The sequence below is a fragment of the Christensenella hongkongensis genome, assembly GCF_000981035.1.
GTDB classification, from domain to species: domain Bacteria; phylum Bacillota; class Clostridia; order Christensenellales; family Christensenellaceae; genus Christensenella; species Christensenella hongkongensis.
The window spans coordinates 80,571-95,426 of record NZ_LAYJ01000133.1; the positions used below are offsets into that span (position 1 = coordinate 80,571).

At 48.7% G+C, this 14,856-nt stretch carries 13 protein-coding genes and 1 pseudogene; 10 read left to right on the forward strand and 4 right to left on the reverse strand.

Annotation, left to right across the window (positions count from 1 at the left end; genetic code table 11):
- Nucleotides 1-30 precede the first annotated feature (30 nt).
- From deoC to CHK_RS14615, 6 genes are all read left to right on the forward strand, one after another.
- Nucleotides 31-858: a deoxyribose-phosphate aldolase gene (deoC, locus tag CHK_RS14590; protein WP_082103602.1), complete on the forward strand. Its 828-nt coding sequence runs from the start codon at nt 31-33 to the stop codon at nt 856-858.
- 101 nt (nt 859-959) lie between these two features.
- Nucleotides 960-2,462, forward strand: a complete 1,503-nt coding sequence (locus CHK_RS14595) for an FGGY-family carbohydrate kinase (RefSeq protein ID WP_046444800.1) — start codon at nt 960-962, stop codon at nt 2,460-2,462.
- Nucleotides 2,463-2,594: 132 nt separating this feature from the next.
- Complete coding sequence (gene tpiA / locus CHK_RS14600; protein WP_046444801.1) at nt 2,595-3,338, forward strand: triose-phosphate isomerase; 744 nt, start codon at nt 2,595-2,597, stop codon at nt 3,336-3,338.
- A gap of 239 nt (nt 3,339-3,577) precedes the next feature.
- A complete protein-coding gene (locus CHK_RS14605) occupies nt 3,578-5,065 on the forward strand; it encodes a sugar ABC transporter ATP-binding protein (RefSeq protein WP_046444802.1) in 1,488 nt (495 codons plus the stop codon).
- 4 nt (nt 5,066-5,069) lie between these two features.
- Nucleotides 5,070-6,056 (forward strand): ABC transporter permease, encoded by a 987-nt coding sequence (locus tag CHK_RS14610; protein WP_046444803.1) that lies wholly within the window; start codon nt 5,070-5,072, stop codon nt 6,054-6,056.
- A gap of 67 nt (nt 6,057-6,123) precedes the next feature.
- Nucleotides 6,124-7,179 (forward strand): substrate-binding domain-containing protein, encoded by a 1,056-nt coding sequence (locus CHK_RS14615; protein ID WP_082103603.1) that lies wholly within the window; start codon nt 6,124-6,126, stop codon nt 7,177-7,179.
- 120 nt (nt 7,180-7,299) lie between these two features.
- Here the strand turns inward: CHK_RS14615 and CHK_RS14620 are convergent, their stop codons facing one another.
- The 4 genes from CHK_RS14620 to CHK_RS14635 all read right to left on the reverse strand — a co-directional run bounded on the left by CHK_RS14620 (nt 7,300) and on the right by CHK_RS14635 (nt 10,882).
- Nucleotides 7,300-8,934, reverse strand: coding sequence for a recombinase family protein (locus CHK_RS14620; RefSeq protein ID WP_046444804.1), 1,635 nt, complete (start codon nt 8,932-8,934; stop codon nt 7,300-7,302).
- 91 nt (nt 8,935-9,025) lie between these two features.
- On the reverse strand, nt 9,026-9,187 hold the full coding sequence (locus CHK_RS16250) for a transposon-encoded TnpW family protein (protein ID WP_082103604.1): 162 nt from the start codon (nt 9,185-9,187) through the stop codon (nt 9,026-9,028).
- Nucleotides 9,188-9,464: 277 nt separating this feature from the next.
- A complete protein-coding gene (locus CHK_RS14630; RefSeq protein ID WP_046444806.1) occupies nt 9,465-10,544 on the reverse strand; it encodes a relaxase/mobilization nuclease domain-containing protein in 1,080 nt (359 codons plus the stop codon).
- Nucleotides 10,535-10,882, reverse strand: a complete 348-nt coding sequence (locus CHK_RS14635; RefSeq protein WP_160295695.1) for a plasmid mobilization protein — start codon at nt 10,880-10,882, stop codon at nt 10,535-10,537. The genes CHK_RS14630 and CHK_RS14635 overlap by 10 nt, the downstream gene beginning before the upstream one ends.
- Nucleotides 10,883-11,398: 516 nt before the next feature.
- Between CHK_RS14635 and CHK_RS15885 the strand changes: the two genes are divergently transcribed.
- The 4 genes and pseudogenes from CHK_RS15885 (at nt 11,399) to CHK_RS14650 (ending at nt 14,849) form a co-directional block, all read left to right on the forward strand.
- Nucleotides 11,399-12,022, forward strand: a complete 624-nt coding sequence (locus CHK_RS15885; protein WP_052740633.1) for a helix-turn-helix domain-containing protein — start codon at nt 11,399-11,401, stop codon at nt 12,020-12,022.
- Nucleotides 12,023-12,469: 447 nt separating this feature from the next.
- Nucleotides 12,470-12,702, forward strand: a pseudogene (locus CHK_RS17200) (KilA-N domain-containing protein); the annotation flags it as partial.
- A 109-nt stretch (nt 12,703-12,811) separates the two neighbouring features.
- On the forward strand, nt 12,812-14,263 hold the full coding sequence (locus CHK_RS14645; RefSeq protein ID WP_046444807.1) for a LuxR C-terminal-related transcriptional regulator: 1,452 nt from the start codon (nt 12,812-12,814) through the stop codon (nt 14,261-14,263).
- 226 nt (nt 14,264-14,489) lie between these two features.
- Nucleotides 14,490-14,849: a DUF5640 domain-containing protein gene (locus CHK_RS14650; RefSeq protein WP_046444808.1), complete on the forward strand. Its 360-nt coding sequence runs from the start codon at nt 14,490-14,492 to the stop codon at nt 14,847-14,849.
- Nucleotides 14,850-14,856: the final 7 nt, after the last annotated feature.

Sequence of the window (14,856 nt, forward strand, 5' to 3'; positions counted from 1 at the left end):
CCGCGCCGGCCCAAGGAGGTAGGTTCCACAATGGATATCAATGAAATCATAAAACAGGTTACCGAACAGGTTTGTGCAAAATACTATAGCCAGCCTTCCGGCGCAGAGCAGGGCGATTACTCCCCGGCATCGCTGGCAAAATATATCGATCATACACTTTTGAAGCAGCAGGCTTCTTTGGACGACATCCGTAAGGTGTGCGACGAAGCGAAGAAATACCACTTTGCAAGCGTGTGCGTCAATCCGTCCTATATTAAGTTCGTAGCGGATTATCTTGAAGGCAGCGGCGTAACGCCGTGCTGTGTTATTGCCTTCCCACTGGGGGCAAGCACGCCGGAGGCCAAGGCAAACGAGGCGCTTGACGCGGCAAACAACGGCGCGAAGGAAGTAGATATGGTGATCAACGTCGGCGCAATCAAATCCGGCGACTGGATGCTCGTAAAACGCGACATCGAGGGCGTTGTTATGGCGACGCGGGGCCGTGCAATCGTAAAGGTAATCATTGAGACATGCCTGCTTACAGATGAAGAAAAGGTAAAGGCGTGTGCGGTGAGCAAGCTTGCGGGGGCGCATTTTGTAAAAACGTCCACGGGCTTCTCTACAGGCGGCGCGACAGCTGAGGATGTGAAGCTGATGAGGGAAACGGTTGGCCCGGAAATCGGCGTAAAGGCCTCTGGCGGCGTGAAAACGTACGACGACGCAGTGAAGATGATCAAAGCGGGAGCAAGCAGGCTTGGAACGAGCTCGGGCGCGGCGATTGTGAGCGGCGGCGGTACGGGACACGAATGCGTAAACTGCGGCGCATGCAAAAAGACCTGCCCGACAGGAAATGCAACGATTGTAAAGAACTGCTATTGAGCCATTTGTTGAACAAAGAAGAATTATAATTGTTCCAGATAATATGAAACGGTAAATGGCTTTTGGGGAAAAGCCATTTACCGGACAGCAAGGTGGGGAAAATGTCAAAGTCATATTTTATGGGCCTTGATTTTGGTACGCAGGGAGTCAGATGCGGCGTTACCGACGAGCAGGGCAACATTCTGAATTACAGTGAAAAAAAGTATCAAACAACATATCCGAAACCTGGCTGGGCAGAGCAATCTCCGGCTGATTGGGTGGAGAAGATGGAGCAAAGCATCGGCGAATGCTACGACAAGCTTGGAGCGGAAATTTTTTCCGGCATCAAGGCAATGGCGGTTTGCACAACCTCTTCCACAGTCATTCCAATGAGCGATGGGGACGAATACCTTTCAGACGCGATTTTGTGGATGGATAACCGTTCCGTAGAGCAGGCAAGGCGGATCAACGCCTCAGGGCACGCGCTTTTGAAGCACTGCGGCAAGGAAGTGTCTGTGGAATGGATCGTTCCCAAGATGATGTGGCTCAAGGAAAACAGGCCTGACGTCTACGAAAAAGCCGAGAGGATTGTAGAGCAGCAGGATTATATCAACCATCATTTTACCGGGCGGTGGTGCGCGTCGGTCAGCCAGGCTACCTGCAAATCGAATTTTGTGGAGGAAGCGGGCGGCTACGATAAAAGCTTCTTTGAGGCGATCGGTTTTCCGGATTTTTTTGAAAAAGCGGATACGGACGTTTTGAGGCAGGCGCAGCCGGTCGGTGCGATAAAGGATGAGATCGCGGACAAATACCACCTGAGCCGCGGAATAATTGTCTATCAGGGCGGCGTGGACGCACATGTCAACATGATTGGCCTTGGGGTTGTGAATCCCGGCGAAACGGGTGTGGTGATGGGCAGCAGTTTTGTACATCTTTCGCTGACAGACCAGGAAATTTTTAAGGACGGTATCTGGGGGCCTTATAAGGATGCGATTATACCGGACATGTATTGCATGGAGGGTGGGCAGGTGTCCGCAGGTTCGATCACAAAGTGGTTTTTGAACGAATTTGGCGTCGGCGGGGAAAATCCCTACGGAACCATGGCGGAAGAAGCCGCGAAGATTCCGGCGGGAAGCGAAGGCGTGGTCGCGCTGGACTTTTTCCAGGGGAACCGCACGCCGTACAAGGATCCGGTGGCAAAAGGTATTTTCTATGGGATTACGCTGAGCCACACGCGCGCGCACCTCTATCGCGCGATTCTTGAAAGCGTTGCCTATGGCACGCGTAACATTGTGGAATCGATGGAATCAGAGGAAAACAAAATCAATCGTTTGCGCGGATGCGGCGGCGTGGTGTTCAATCCGCTGTGGCTGCAAATCATTGCAGACGTAACAGGAAAGCCGATTGTACTCACCGAGCAATCGGGAAACGCGGGCGTACTGGGATGCGCTGTGATCGCGGCAGTTGGAAGCGGAGAATATGAAAGCTTCCCGCAGGCGTGCGAGCATATGGTTCACGTGACAAAGGTTGTAGAACCGGATGAGCAGGCTCACGAGGCTTACAGCGGGAATTACCGGAAATATCTTGATTTATACAAATGCACAAAACATTTAAACGAAATTTGAGGGCAGGCATGATAGCAATTTGTCAAAAGGCTGGCAACAGGCTTTTGGTATAAATTGCATATGCAAGCGATTTATCGTAAGTTTTGCATAACCTGCATTCAGTTAAATTGCTGCAGAGGGAGAAATTTTACAATGAGAAGACCGATTATAGCGGGAAACTGGAAAATGAATAAAACGCCGTCGGAGACGATCAAACTGATCAGCGAGCTGAAGCCGCTCGTGGCCGGTGCGAATGCCCAGGTAGTGGTTTGCCCGACGTCCGTATGCCTGTTTGCCGCAAAGGGCGCGGCGGAAGGCTCTAATATAGCGATTGGCGCGCAAAATGTGTTTTTTGAGGATGCAGGGGCCTATACGGGTGAAATCAGCTGCGATTCTCTGCTCGAGCTGGGCGTGGAATTTGTGATTATCGGGCACTCCGAACGCCGCCAGTATTTTGCGGAGACAGATGAAACGGTCAATAAGAAGGTGCTCAAAGCGTTACAAAAAGGCCTGAAACCCATCATATGTGTGGGAGAGCACCTGAAAGAGAAGGAGCATGGGATCACAAACGAGATCGTTCGGATGCAGACGAAGCTCGCGCTTGAGGGCGTACTTGCAAACGATATCGAAAACATTGTGATCGCGTACGAGCCTGTTTGGGCAATCGGCACGGGGCTGACGGCTACAAGCCAGGAAGCAAACAACACGATTCGTGAAATACGCAAAGCAGTGGGTGAGCTGTATGGAGAGAGGGCTGAAGATATCCGTATTCAGTATGGCGGCAGCATGAACGCGGGCAACGCGTCCGAGCTGATGGGAATGAGCGATATAGATGGCGGCCTCATTGGCGGCGCAAGCCTGAAAGCCGCAGATTTTGCAAAAGTAGTCAATTATTGAAAAAAGACCGAAATCGTAGACTTTTTTGGTCGAGTTGATTTTTAACCTGAAACGCCTGAAAAGGCGTTTTTATTATGCCTTTTTTGCCGACCAAAAAAGTCTACATTATCCTGTCAGCAAGCCATGCCGTGTTATGGTATGGCAGGCAAAAACAAATTTGTATTGTGGAACGATTGCAGTTTATCAGTTGTATTTTATTAATTAGCTGTAAGACAAGTAGAAATTAGGAGGTGGCACGAATGTCTGAACCAATCCTTGAGATGAAACAGATCAATAAAGGATTTCCGGGTGTGCAGGCTTTGAGCGATGTCGACTTTACGGTAAACAGGGGTGAAGTGCATTGCCTGATTGGGGCAAACGGCGCAGGAAAATCGACGTTGATGAAAATCCTTGCCGGAGCATATCCAAAAGACAGCGGAACCGTTACGTTTGACGGAGTCGAGCTCAAAAACGGAAACACGCTGGATGCGAAGAAAAACGGTATATCGGTTATTTACCAGGAGCTTTCTCTGGTAAACGAACTGTCAGTAACGGAAAACATACTGATTAACAATATGCCGCGTAAATTTGGAAAAATAGACTGGAAGGAATCCAACCGGATTGCGCAACGGCTGGTGGATCAGTTAAACCTCAATATTGACGTCCACGCAAAAGCGGGAGAATTGAGCATCGGTTCACGCCAGCTGGTGGAATTGATGAAGTGCCTTGCGTGCGATTCCAAGTTGATCGTAATGGACGAGCCGTCGGCGACGCTTTCCCAAAGCGAATTTGATACGCTCATGAAGACCATTGCGGACCTCAAAGAAAAAGGAATGACGATTGTTTATATTTCCCACAGGCTGGAGGAGCTGTTTATCGTGGGAGACCGCGTGACGATCCTCAAGGACGGAAAAAATGTCGCGGTATGCGAGCTTGCGGGTATCAACCAGGACCAGCTCGTGGAATATATGATCGGGCATAAAATAGAAGCGCGCAGGTATGAAAGCACGACGGAAAACGATAACGAAGTCGTTCTGGAAACAAAGAATTTCAATAACAAGAATCTGGATAACGTATCCCTGAAGCTCCACAAAGGCGAAATTATCGGAATGTACGGATTGGTTGGCGCCGGACGGACTGAATTTCTGCGGGCGATTTACGGCGCGGACAAAATTGATTCCGGCGAGCTGTTTATCCATGGCAAATCCCACAAACCAAAGGATCCGCGTACTTCGATCAAAAACGGAATCGGGATGCTGCCGGAAAACCGGAAAATGCAGGGCCTGGTGCTCGATCTTCCCGTGTGGGAAAACATGATCATGGTTGCGGTCAAAGATTTCGTAGGCAAAGGCATACTCAATTATAAGAAGGTCACAAAGGAATGCCAGGCCTATATCGACAGCCTTTCGATCAAAACACCCAGCGAAAAGACGCCTACGGTATCCCTTTCAGGCGGAAACCAGCAGAAGGTGATCCTCGCAAAGTGGTTGTTACAGAATTCGGACATCCTGCTGGTGGACGAGCCGACGCAGGGTATCGACGTAGGGGTAAAGGACGAGATCTACAAGATATTGAGACAAGCAGCGGAAGACGGACATTCCATTATCATCGCATCGAGCGAGCTTGAGGAGTTGGTCGGCGTGTGCGACCGCATCATAGCGATGCACCATGGGAAAATAGTTGCCGACTTTGGAAAAGACGATTTAGATGAAGTAGCTATTCTGCAGTATGCAGTGGCGGGGAGGTAGTTTTATGGAATCAGTACAGAAACAAGGTATGACGTTTAAACAATTTTTGAAAAGGTACAGCACGCTGCTGCTGCTGATCGTTTTCATTATTCTGGCTACGTGCCTTTCACAGAACTTCTTTACGCTGGGCAACCTTTCGAACATCCTGCTGTCCTATGCGGCTCCGGGCATCATAGCAATCGGTATGACGTTCGTCATATTGACGGGAGGCGTAGACCTTTCAGTCGGCTCGGTTGCAGCCCTTTCCGCTATGGTTTCGGCAATGTGCCTCGTGCAGGGCGTTCCTGTATTTGTGGCAGTGCTGGTCGGCGTGTTTGTGGGTGCGGTGCTTGGTACGGTAACGGGACTCATCGTAACCTTTGCACGGCTCGAGCCGTTTATCTGCTCCCTTGCCACAATGGTTTCGGCCCGCGGACTGGCGATGCTGGCAACGGATGGTAAGGTTATCTCAGGCTTGAAAAGCCTTGCGGGCGGCGAAGCGTTTTGCTACCTTGGAGGCGGCTCGATCGATCTTGGATTTATGAGGCTTCCGATTGCAGGGCTCACATGGATCGCGATCACAATCATTGCGGCGCTGATCCTCAAATACACAATTTTTGGAAGAGGCGTATACGCAATCGGCGGCAATCGTGAAGCGGCAATCCTTTCAGGCGTTCGCGTAAAATTATTCGGAACGCTCGTGTGGACGATCTCCGGGGCGCTTGCCGGTTATGCGGGCATCATGACGATCTCGTGGCTCACAACGGCCCAGCCGACAATCATGGACGGCGCAGAGCTTGACGCAATCGCAGCGGCGGTTATCGGCGGAACGTCGATGACAGGCGGTAAAGGAGGGATGATCGGCACCTTTGCCGGCGTAATCCTGCTGGCAATTATCACGAATATTTTCAATCTGCTGGGGCTGCAGTCTTACTGGCAACAGATATTCAAAGGTATCATCATCGTGGCGGCTCTGCTGCTGAACCTGTTCGTATCAAAGCAGGAAGATTAACGACGAATCAAAGCTTGCCGTGCGAAGTGTACGGCGCGATATAAAAAAGACATAGGAGGAATTAAAAATGTCGAAAAAAATTTTGGTAGTGTTTGCTGTTATCCTGACAGTCGCTATGCTGGCAGTCGGATGTAGCGGCCAGCCCGCGGCATCCACATCCCCGTCCGCTGAGGCGTCCGCTTCTGTAGAGGCATCTGCGGCGGCATCGGAAAGCGCAGAGGCGAGCAAACCCGCTTCCGGCGACAAAATCAAGATCGGTTTCTCTCAGGCTACAATGGCAGGGCCGTTCTATGTATCGGAAGTAGACGCTGCAAAAGCGGCTGCTGAAGCTGCAGGCGTAGAACTCGTTGTTGCCGATGCAAACGAAGACGTTGCAAAGCAGAACCAGGACGTGCTCGACATGATCCAGTCCGGCATCCAGGTACTGATCCTCAACGCGGTTGATCCGGATGGCGTGGCTCCGTCCCTCGAAGCGTGCAAGAATGCAGGAATCCCGATCGTAACGGAAGACCGTTTCGTAAATGGCGATGTTGACTGCGTCGTAGGACGTGACAACCAGGAAATGGGTAAACTCGTCGGCGAGCAGATCGTTGAAGCACTGGGCGGAAAAGGCCAGGCAAAAGGTAAAGTCCTTGAAGTAATGGGCAGCGGCGGAGACCGCGTGCAGGAAGCACGCAGCGCTGGTTTCCACGAAGCTGTAGACGCTGAACCCGGTATCACGGTTGTTCAGACTCCTTACTGCGACTATGACCGTTCCAAAGCTGCAACGGCTACACAGGACATGATCCAGTCCAATCCTGACATCGACGTAGTTTATGGCCATAACGACGACATGGGCCTGGGCGCGCTGGGCGTATGCCTCGACAACGGTATGGATAACGTTCTTGGCAGCGGCGTTGACGGACTGATGGAAGCAGTACAGTCTATCATCGATGGAAAATACATTGCAACAGCTGCAAACGATCCGCAGAAAATGGGCCAGGTTGCTCTCGAGCAGGCTCTGAAAATCGCTAAGGGCGAAACAGTAGAAGCAAACGTTGACTGCGGTACGGTTCTCGTAAACAAAGACAATGCAAACGATTACTATGACGACAGCATTATGTTCGTTCATCAGGCAGACTAATCAAACTTTGGAAGTTGGCAACCGCCTACTTTGGTAGGTTACAATACCAATAAGGAAAAAGGCCCGGCGCATATGCGCGGGTGTCATAAAGAAGTATGGAAGCGGTGTAGCCCTACTGGGCTATACCGCTTTAACGCTGCAGGGAAAATCCTTTGAGGGAATTTCACCAATGAAGTTGTAGTAAATATCGATCTGCTGGGTGCGCTTGCCGGAGGACTTGTCCGGGGCGTGAATAACAATCTTGTGAATAAACTCGTTTAGGATTGTCGCGTCCAGCTTTTCAATGCGTGTATACTTGTGTACTATCGCAAGGAAGTTGCCAATGCCGGACACTTTTCGCTCCGTTTCGTCAAGCCGCGCCTGCAACTCCCGCATACTGGATTTCAGCGCAGCCTGTTCGTCCTCGTAGCCTTTGGACAGAATACCGAAGCGTTCGTCAGATATCCTGCCGGAAACATTATCCTCATAGAGCCTTTGGAACAGTGCGTCGAGCTGCGCGATTCGTTTTTGCGCGGCAGTGAGGGCGCTGTGCGCGTCCCGGCGCTCTTTTTCCCAGCTCCGTGCGGATTGGTCGCTGACCGCCTGAATAAAGTCATCCTCGAAGCCCCTGGCAAACGCAAGCGTCTGCCGCAGGTGTTCGTGAACCAACTTTTCGAGGACAAGCTGGCGGATGTAATGCGCGGAACACGTTCCGGTGTTGCTCTTGTAGTTCGCGCAAACGAAGAAGTCCTGATTCGGTGTAAAGTTATTCGTTGTGCAGTAGTAGAGCTTTTCACCGCAATCGGCGCAGTACACCAGCCCTGAGAATATGCTGGACTTTCCGGTTTTGCAGGGTCTGCGCTTGTGTTTGCGCAGTTCCTGCACCCTGTCCCACACATCTTGCTGGATGACCGGTTTGTGCGTGCCCTCAAACACCCGTTGGTTTTCCACCGGATTCACCTTTGACCTTTTATCCTTGTAGGATTTGGTGAAGGTCTTGAAATTGACCGTGTGGCCAAGGTAATCCTTACGCGCAAGGATTTTCGCGACAGTTTCCGCCTTCCATTTGCAGGGATCGGCGGGAATGGGATTGCGCTGCTTGTGTCCCTGATGCACGACATAGGCCGCGGGACATAACACACGGTCAGCGCGGAGGATTCTTGCGATCTGCATCGGGCCATAGCCATCCATGCACAGCGAGAAGATACGTTGTACCACGCCAGCGGCTTCTTCATCAACGACCCATCGTTTGGGATTCTCCTTATCCTTTACATACCCGTAGGGTGGGTGCGAAGCGATATGTTCGCCCGCTTCGCCTTTTGCCTTGAACACCGCCCGAATTTTCTTAGAGCTGTCCTTTAAGTACCATTCGTTGATGATGTTGAGGAAAGGGGTAAAATCGCTGTCCTGCTGATTGATGCTGTCGATCCCGTTGCCAATGGCGATGAAGCGCACATCCATGTCGGGAAACATAACCTCGGTGTAAAAGCCTACCTTGAGGTAGTCCCGGCCGAAACGGGACATATCCCTGACAATGATTGTCCCGATCTTTCCGTCCCGCACCAGTGAAATCATACGGTTGAAGTCCGGACGGTCAAAATCCCCGCCGGAATACCCGTCGTCCACGAAAAATTCGGGATTGTGGAATTTGTGTTCTTTGGCGAATTTATCCAGCATTTTTTTCTGATTTGCAATACTGTAGGAATCACCTTCGTTTTCGTCGTCACGCGAAAGCCTGCAATACAACGCGGTGATCCGTTCTGGCTGCTTTGTCATATGTTTCTATGCCTCCTTTATACAAAGGCAGCCGGACAAACGGTAATGCAGCGTAGCAACATTATACCGTACCCGGCTGCCCAAGTCTATCCTAAGCGGGGAATTTGCGTGAAAGAATAACCCGCCGCAGTTTGGAGGCCATATCCTCCCTTGCGTCTTTCCTGAAGTATCCTTTCACAATATATGCCGTCCCGCCAATTTTCCCGCAAAGCCTGAGTTCCGGTATTTTTTTCGTGCTGCCCGTGTCACTCATACTGCTCCTCCATATTCTGTTTTCAAAGTGTGTGTGTTTCGTATAAAGTACCTCCTCCTGTAGTTATTTGAACAAATGGATCAAGGTGTCGAATAAGACAATCGTGGGCACAACGGCGAGATAAATGGATATCCAGACATTGCGCCTGCGCTGGGAGGCCCAATACCGCTCGTGCTGCCTGTGGGCTTCGGAAATATCATTTTGAACAACAGTAATATATTGCCGCACTGCTTTGTTCACATTGCCGAGAGTTTCATCTAAGCCCTGCCGTGTATCCTTACAGAGAGCGTCCATCGTCCCTGCGAATCCCGCGATGCTGCCGTCTATTGCCTCTTTGAGCGCCAGGTTGCTGTCTTTTAGTTTCCGCAGCCTTATCCCTACGTTCTCCCAATGCTCCTGTTCCTTCCGATTCATTGCGTCCAATTCCTGATTCAGAGTATCTGTCTGGGATTGCTTGAATATCCTCCAATCTTGAGCGAAGCTTGTCCACAGCTCCTTGAGCTGCGCGTTTTCCAGAGTGAGCAGATCGCGGTTCACCCGCTCTTCCAGTATATCCTTGTTCCTTTGTATTTCCGTATTCCTGTCTTTGCGCATTTGATTCAAATCCATGCAGCAGTTCCTCCTTTGAAAGATTGACCTTAAAGGTTGCGGAGAGTGTCTTATTCCGGACTTTTTTCCCGTCCGGCGTGATGAAGGTGATATATTTCCTGCCGCCTTTCCAATTCACAGTATATCCTTTATCTTCCAGTACCTGTATGAAAGCATCCCTGCTTCGGGACATTTGCATTGCATCCTGCACCGCAATGACAGTATCCAGCAGCCGGCTATGGTATGTGCCCTGCGCGGCTTTTTCCAAAGCCTTGTATGCTTTGGTACGGAAGGAGGTAACGGAGCGCCCCTTTTCGCAGACGCTCTTGCCGCGCTCTTTGAGGATTTTGTCGGAAAAGTCCTTGAGTTCCTGTAACATCCGTTTGGAATACCGGAACTTATATCCATGCTCAAAACTGACTGAATTGACAATCCAATGCGTGTGGATGTGTCCCTTGTCTATATGGGTGGCGTAACAGACCTCATAGCCCTTGAATAAAGGGGAACGGCGGATCAGTTCCCCTGCGATGTCAAAAGCTTCCTCCGGGGTAATATCTTCATCGTAGGGGAAGCTTTGGATGAAGTGTTTGTACTGCCTGCCACCCGTCTTGCGCCATGCGTCTTTGGTGTCCCGCATTTCCTCAATGGCGCACATGGGATTGCAGTTGTATCCGCCGACCAGCGTGCGCTCCGTTTTCTCACCGCCTGTGATGTAGTTGACAGCCCGCGCAAGGCTTGCCCGTGAATTTACCGCCTTGATTACTGCCATGCCCTGCGCACCTCCCGCACCTCAGCATAGATATGCTGCAGCTCCTGTGCACAGTCATAAATGCGCCCGGCGTTGGCAAGGTAAGTAAGCTGGTTGAGATTGTTTCCCAAACGCTTAAGTTCCACGACTACCTCGCGCCCGCCGGGTTTGACAATAATGTCTTTGCCGCAAACACACCGCAGGAAAAACTCCCGCAGCGTCAGCCCGGACAACCGTACTTTCCTTTGAATCAGCTTCCACTCCCTGTCGTTTACCCGTAGCCCTATATTATGTTTTCTGCTGCGTTCTGCTATACGCATCTCTCCTTCCTGTGCAATGCCCTTTTTCCTTACCCGCAAAACCCGATTGCGGGTTTGCGGGGCAACGGGACGGCGGCTTCTACTGCGGCAGCCGTTCCGCGCCTACGGGGGTTCAAAGGGGGGGCGCCCCCCTTGCAAGCTTCCGGGGTCCCCGACCGACATGGTCGGTTGGGGTGGTCTCCAAGTGGCGTGCCACTTGGGGAGCTTGCCATACCCGCCGCAAGGGCGGGTATGTGATGTGATCCATTTACCTCGATGTTTTCCCGGAATTTTTTTCACCCCCTGCGGACTGGTTGTGGATAACTTCTCCTCCTTCCGTTTCATAGAAAAGACCGTTTCGAACCTTCCTCCCCGCATTCCTGTGCCGGGCCGTCCCCATTGCGTGCGGCGCGTATGTTCGTGCTGCGCCCAGGCTGTGGCTGGACGGAAGTATCATTGTGCAGTTGGCAGGATACAAGCTGTCGTTCAGGGCTTGACAAAATCCCGTAAAAATATTATCCTCAAAATATGAAGAGTTAAAAAGAGCTAATATTTATATAATAAGGGGGATTGAACGTGCACAAAGATAATATAGGAGCTATATTAAAGAAGATCATTAAGGACAGGGGGTTCACACAGGAAGAGTTTGCCGAAGCGGCGGGAGTGGGCCTGTCCAGCTTAAAGAAATATATGTCGGGAAAAGTGAGCTATTCGGTGGAAACGCTGGAGATCATGGCAGATATATTGCAATGCTCGTATGATTACCTGCTGGGGAAAAGCCACACGCCGGAGCGGGAGCTTCAGGATGTGAAGGAGGCCACGCAGCTGTCCGACGGAGCGTTGGAGCGGATCACGGAACACGCGAAGCAGTATGATAGCGACGGTTACAGCAGGAAATATTTGAATACGTTAAGTACATTGGTGCAGACGAATTTCCTGATTGACCGGATCATGGATTTCCTGTATATCGATGTGGAGGAACCTTACCTGACGACAGAACGGGATACTCTGCCGCAGCCGGGTTTGTGGATTGGAACCGAACACCTGACCGTACCGGATGTGGAGGATGCGTACCTGCTGGGGATCGTACGGGCGCTTGCGCAGGCGCGGGAAGTTGTCAATGAGAATATTCCTATAAGACGACGGAATTACAGGACAAAATTAGTAGAAAAAGAAAAATCTAAAAATAGCGTTGAATAAAATCTTCATATAATATATCATGTTATATGAATAAGTACTGTGTTAAGGAGAAATGCGCATGGTGGCAGTAGGCGATAGGCTTCGCATATTGCGTGATAGGATTGATTTTTCACAAAAAACCTTGCGGAAGAATTCGGAACAGTGCAATCGGCAATAAACCGTTATGAAAAAAACATTCAGACGCACCATATAAAATACTACTGAAATATGCGGAATATTTTGATGTTTCTTTGGACTGTTTTTTGCCGCATGGATACCGTAGGGCAAATTATATAATTATGAGGCGCAGGCATTGAAAGGCCGTGCCGCTAAAGATGATACGTGGAAAGAATTTGTGGATATGTGTTTCGATCCCACTTCCCCTATGAATACTAAACTCAAAAAAATGATGTTGGATATGGCAGGGAAAAAAAGAAAAATGAAAATTTAGTTGTCGATTCCACAGAAATCACAATTCTAAAAATTGAAGATAAAGACTGTATCTCCCTTACAGATATGATTAAGGCAAAGGATGGAGACTTTTCATTTCAGATTGGTTACGTAACCGGAATACAGTTGAATTTTCAGGAATTTGGGAACAGATACATAGCCCGGTTTTTAATTATGGCAAATTCGCCATAATTAGGAGTCAAGCAGGGCTGAATCATTACAAAATAAGCGTGAAGGAATGGGCGCGAAAAATTATTGATGGTACCAATAAAATTTATGATATAAATTGCGGATTTATTTTTCCCTATGATATGATATATAATTATTTTCCCATTCGATGGACGGTTGGAGAGACATTCTATGATTTACAATGTAACCTTTGATATTTGCGCCGGAGTGATTTCCGTTCTTTCCCTATATGTGATTATTTCCAAAAAAGGGGTGCAAAAAGAATCCAATCAATTACTGTTATTTGTTATTATTGCAGCACTGATCTCCGCTGTTTTTGATATCTGGAGTTCTGTTGGTAATTCTTATATAGATCAATATACGTATTTTTCACGGGATATCCTCAACTATATTTTCTTATTTGTTCATACCAGCACAGCATGCTTGTTTGCATGGTATATGATCGTATTGCTTGGATTGAAGCATCGCATTAAAAAGCCGCTTTTTATTCTGTTTCTGTTGCCGGAAGTTCTTTTCATTTTTCTGCCGCTGGCGCTGAATCCGGTTTTGGGCTGGGTATTTTATTACGATGCAAATGGTATCTATTCCCACGGCGTTATGATCTACGCTCTATATGGTGCAGGGTATTTATACATGCTATTGGCGGTATATTTAGCAATTCGGTTTCAGAACCTATTACTTAAATCGCAGCGGCATGCGGCGATCATGCTGCTTATTTTCAGCATTATTCCTATTTTTGTGCAGCAGGTTTTCATGTCGCATCAGCTTCTGGAGCTTTTCTTCCAGTCTATCGGTATTTTTGGATTTTTGACTACAGTAGAAAATCTGGACGTAACCTATAATCCGGTTACAAAAGTATACAACCGCGCAGCTTTTTTGCGAAGTATTGATTTGGCAGTCCAAAATCAAGCCAGCCTTTATGTGACGATAGTCAAGCTCTCGCGTTCCCATTATTTTGATATTGCCGCGCTTGGCGCAGGATATGTTAATGGATTTATGGCTGGTGCGGCAGAATGGCTCAATAGCCTATCTAAAAAAATAGACGTGTATGACTGTGAAAGAGGACATTTTGTTCTGACGGTATTCCGTGATAGTTATGATATGCAACTATTAACAGAGAAAATAGCCCGAAAATTTTCTGGTGAATGGCAGTACAAAAATCAAATGGTGCGGCTTCCCATACAAATTTGCGCAGTAGATTTAACGGGAACAGACTGGACGGTGGAAGACTTGATGCGTCTTGTGGATCTATCATATATCGGGCATAATAAGCAAACGGTGACCGTCAAGACAGAAGAATTAAAAGCTGCGGAGCAGGAACGAACGGCTGAAGAATCCGGGGAAGGCCAATTTGCTTCTGAAGTTTTAAGTATGCTGGATTCTTTTGTGGAGCGGACTGCGGCATTGACTCCGGCTGAACGGAATATTCTGAAATATTATATAAACGGACGTGAAATTGCTGAAATACCGGGGTTGGCATTTATCAGCATTCATACGGTACGAAAACACAATAAAAATATCTATCGAAAGCTTGCGGTCAGTACGAAAGAAGAACTGTTGCTCTATATTGACCTGCTCCGCCGCAGCAACCGATTGGTTGAAATTGAAAACTTGACCGATTAAAACAATTATAAAGCCTGAAAAACCGAATTTTTTCAAGAATGGTACCCGCGTGGTACCGTTTTTTATTATGGCATAAAAAGGGAAGCAAACCAAAGAGTACCCGTTGGGTACTATACTATTCCGTATAGATTTTGATATTATCTTGGATAGAAAAAGGCCTTTTGCAGATCAATTCTATGTTGGTGAAATCACAACTAAAATTTAAAAATAATACGGGAGAGAAGAAATGAAAAAAGTTTATATTGTTATTTTAGTTTTGTTTGTCTTTTGCCTATTCGCGGGCTGCGGCGCAGGGGGATTGCAAGAAGAAGCTTCACCTCTGGTGGGGAAATGGCAAAGCGCGGATCTTATGGAAGAAGTTTACGAATTCAAGGCGGACGGTACAGGTCATAATGAAAATGCGTTGTTGGCCTATGATTTCAAATATGATACGGATGAAGATCAACTCAACATTTATGCTGAACTATTCGGAATGGAAAGTGACGAAGCGATGGTGTTTTCCTACTCGGTCAACGGCGACACTTTAATCTTGACAGATATGTCGACAGGCGAAGAAGGCATCAGTTACGAGTATACGCGGGAATAATTTGCAT

What these genes read in the sequence shown, in the direction of transcription:
- deoC (WP_082103602.1), top strand. Translation starts at nt 31, where the DNA reads ATGGATATCAATGAAATCATAAAACAGGTTACCGAACAGGTTTGTGCA.
- CHK_RS14595 (WP_046444800.1), top strand. Translation starts at nt 960, where the DNA reads ATGTCAAAGTCATATTTTATGGGCCTTGATTTTGGTACGCAGGGAGTC.
- tpiA (WP_046444801.1), top strand. Translation starts at nt 2,595, where the DNA reads ATGAGAAGACCGATTATAGCGGGAAACTGGAAAATGAATAAAACGCCG.
- CHK_RS14605 (WP_046444802.1), top strand. Translation starts at nt 3,578, where the DNA reads ATGTCTGAACCAATCCTTGAGATGAAACAGATCAATAAAGGATTTCCG.
- CHK_RS14610 (WP_046444803.1), top strand. Translation starts at nt 5,070, where the DNA reads ATGGAATCAGTACAGAAACAAGGTATGACGTTTAAACAATTTTTGAAA.
- CHK_RS14615 (WP_082103603.1), top strand. Translation starts at nt 6,124, where the DNA reads ATGTCGAAAAAAATTTTGGTAGTGTTTGCTGTTATCCTGACAGTCGCT.
- CHK_RS14620 (WP_046444804.1), bottom strand. Translation starts at nt 8,934, where the DNA reads ATGACAAAGCAGCCAGAACGGATCACCGCGTTGTATTGCAGGCTTTCG.
- CHK_RS16250 (WP_082103604.1), bottom strand. Translation starts at nt 9,187, where the DNA reads ATGAGTGACACGGGCAGCACGAAAAAAATACCGGAACTCAGGCTTTGC.
- CHK_RS14630 (WP_046444806.1), bottom strand. Translation starts at nt 10,544, where the DNA reads ATGGCAGTAATCAAGGCGGTAAATTCACGGGCAAGCCTTGCGCGGGCT.
- CHK_RS14645 (WP_046444807.1), top strand. Translation starts at nt 12,812, where the DNA reads ATGATTTACAATGTAACCTTTGATATTTGCGCCGGAGTGATTTCCGTT.
- CHK_RS14650 (WP_046444808.1), top strand. Translation starts at nt 14,490, where the DNA reads ATGAAAAAAGTTTATATTGTTATTTTAGTTTTGTTTGTCTTTTGCCTA.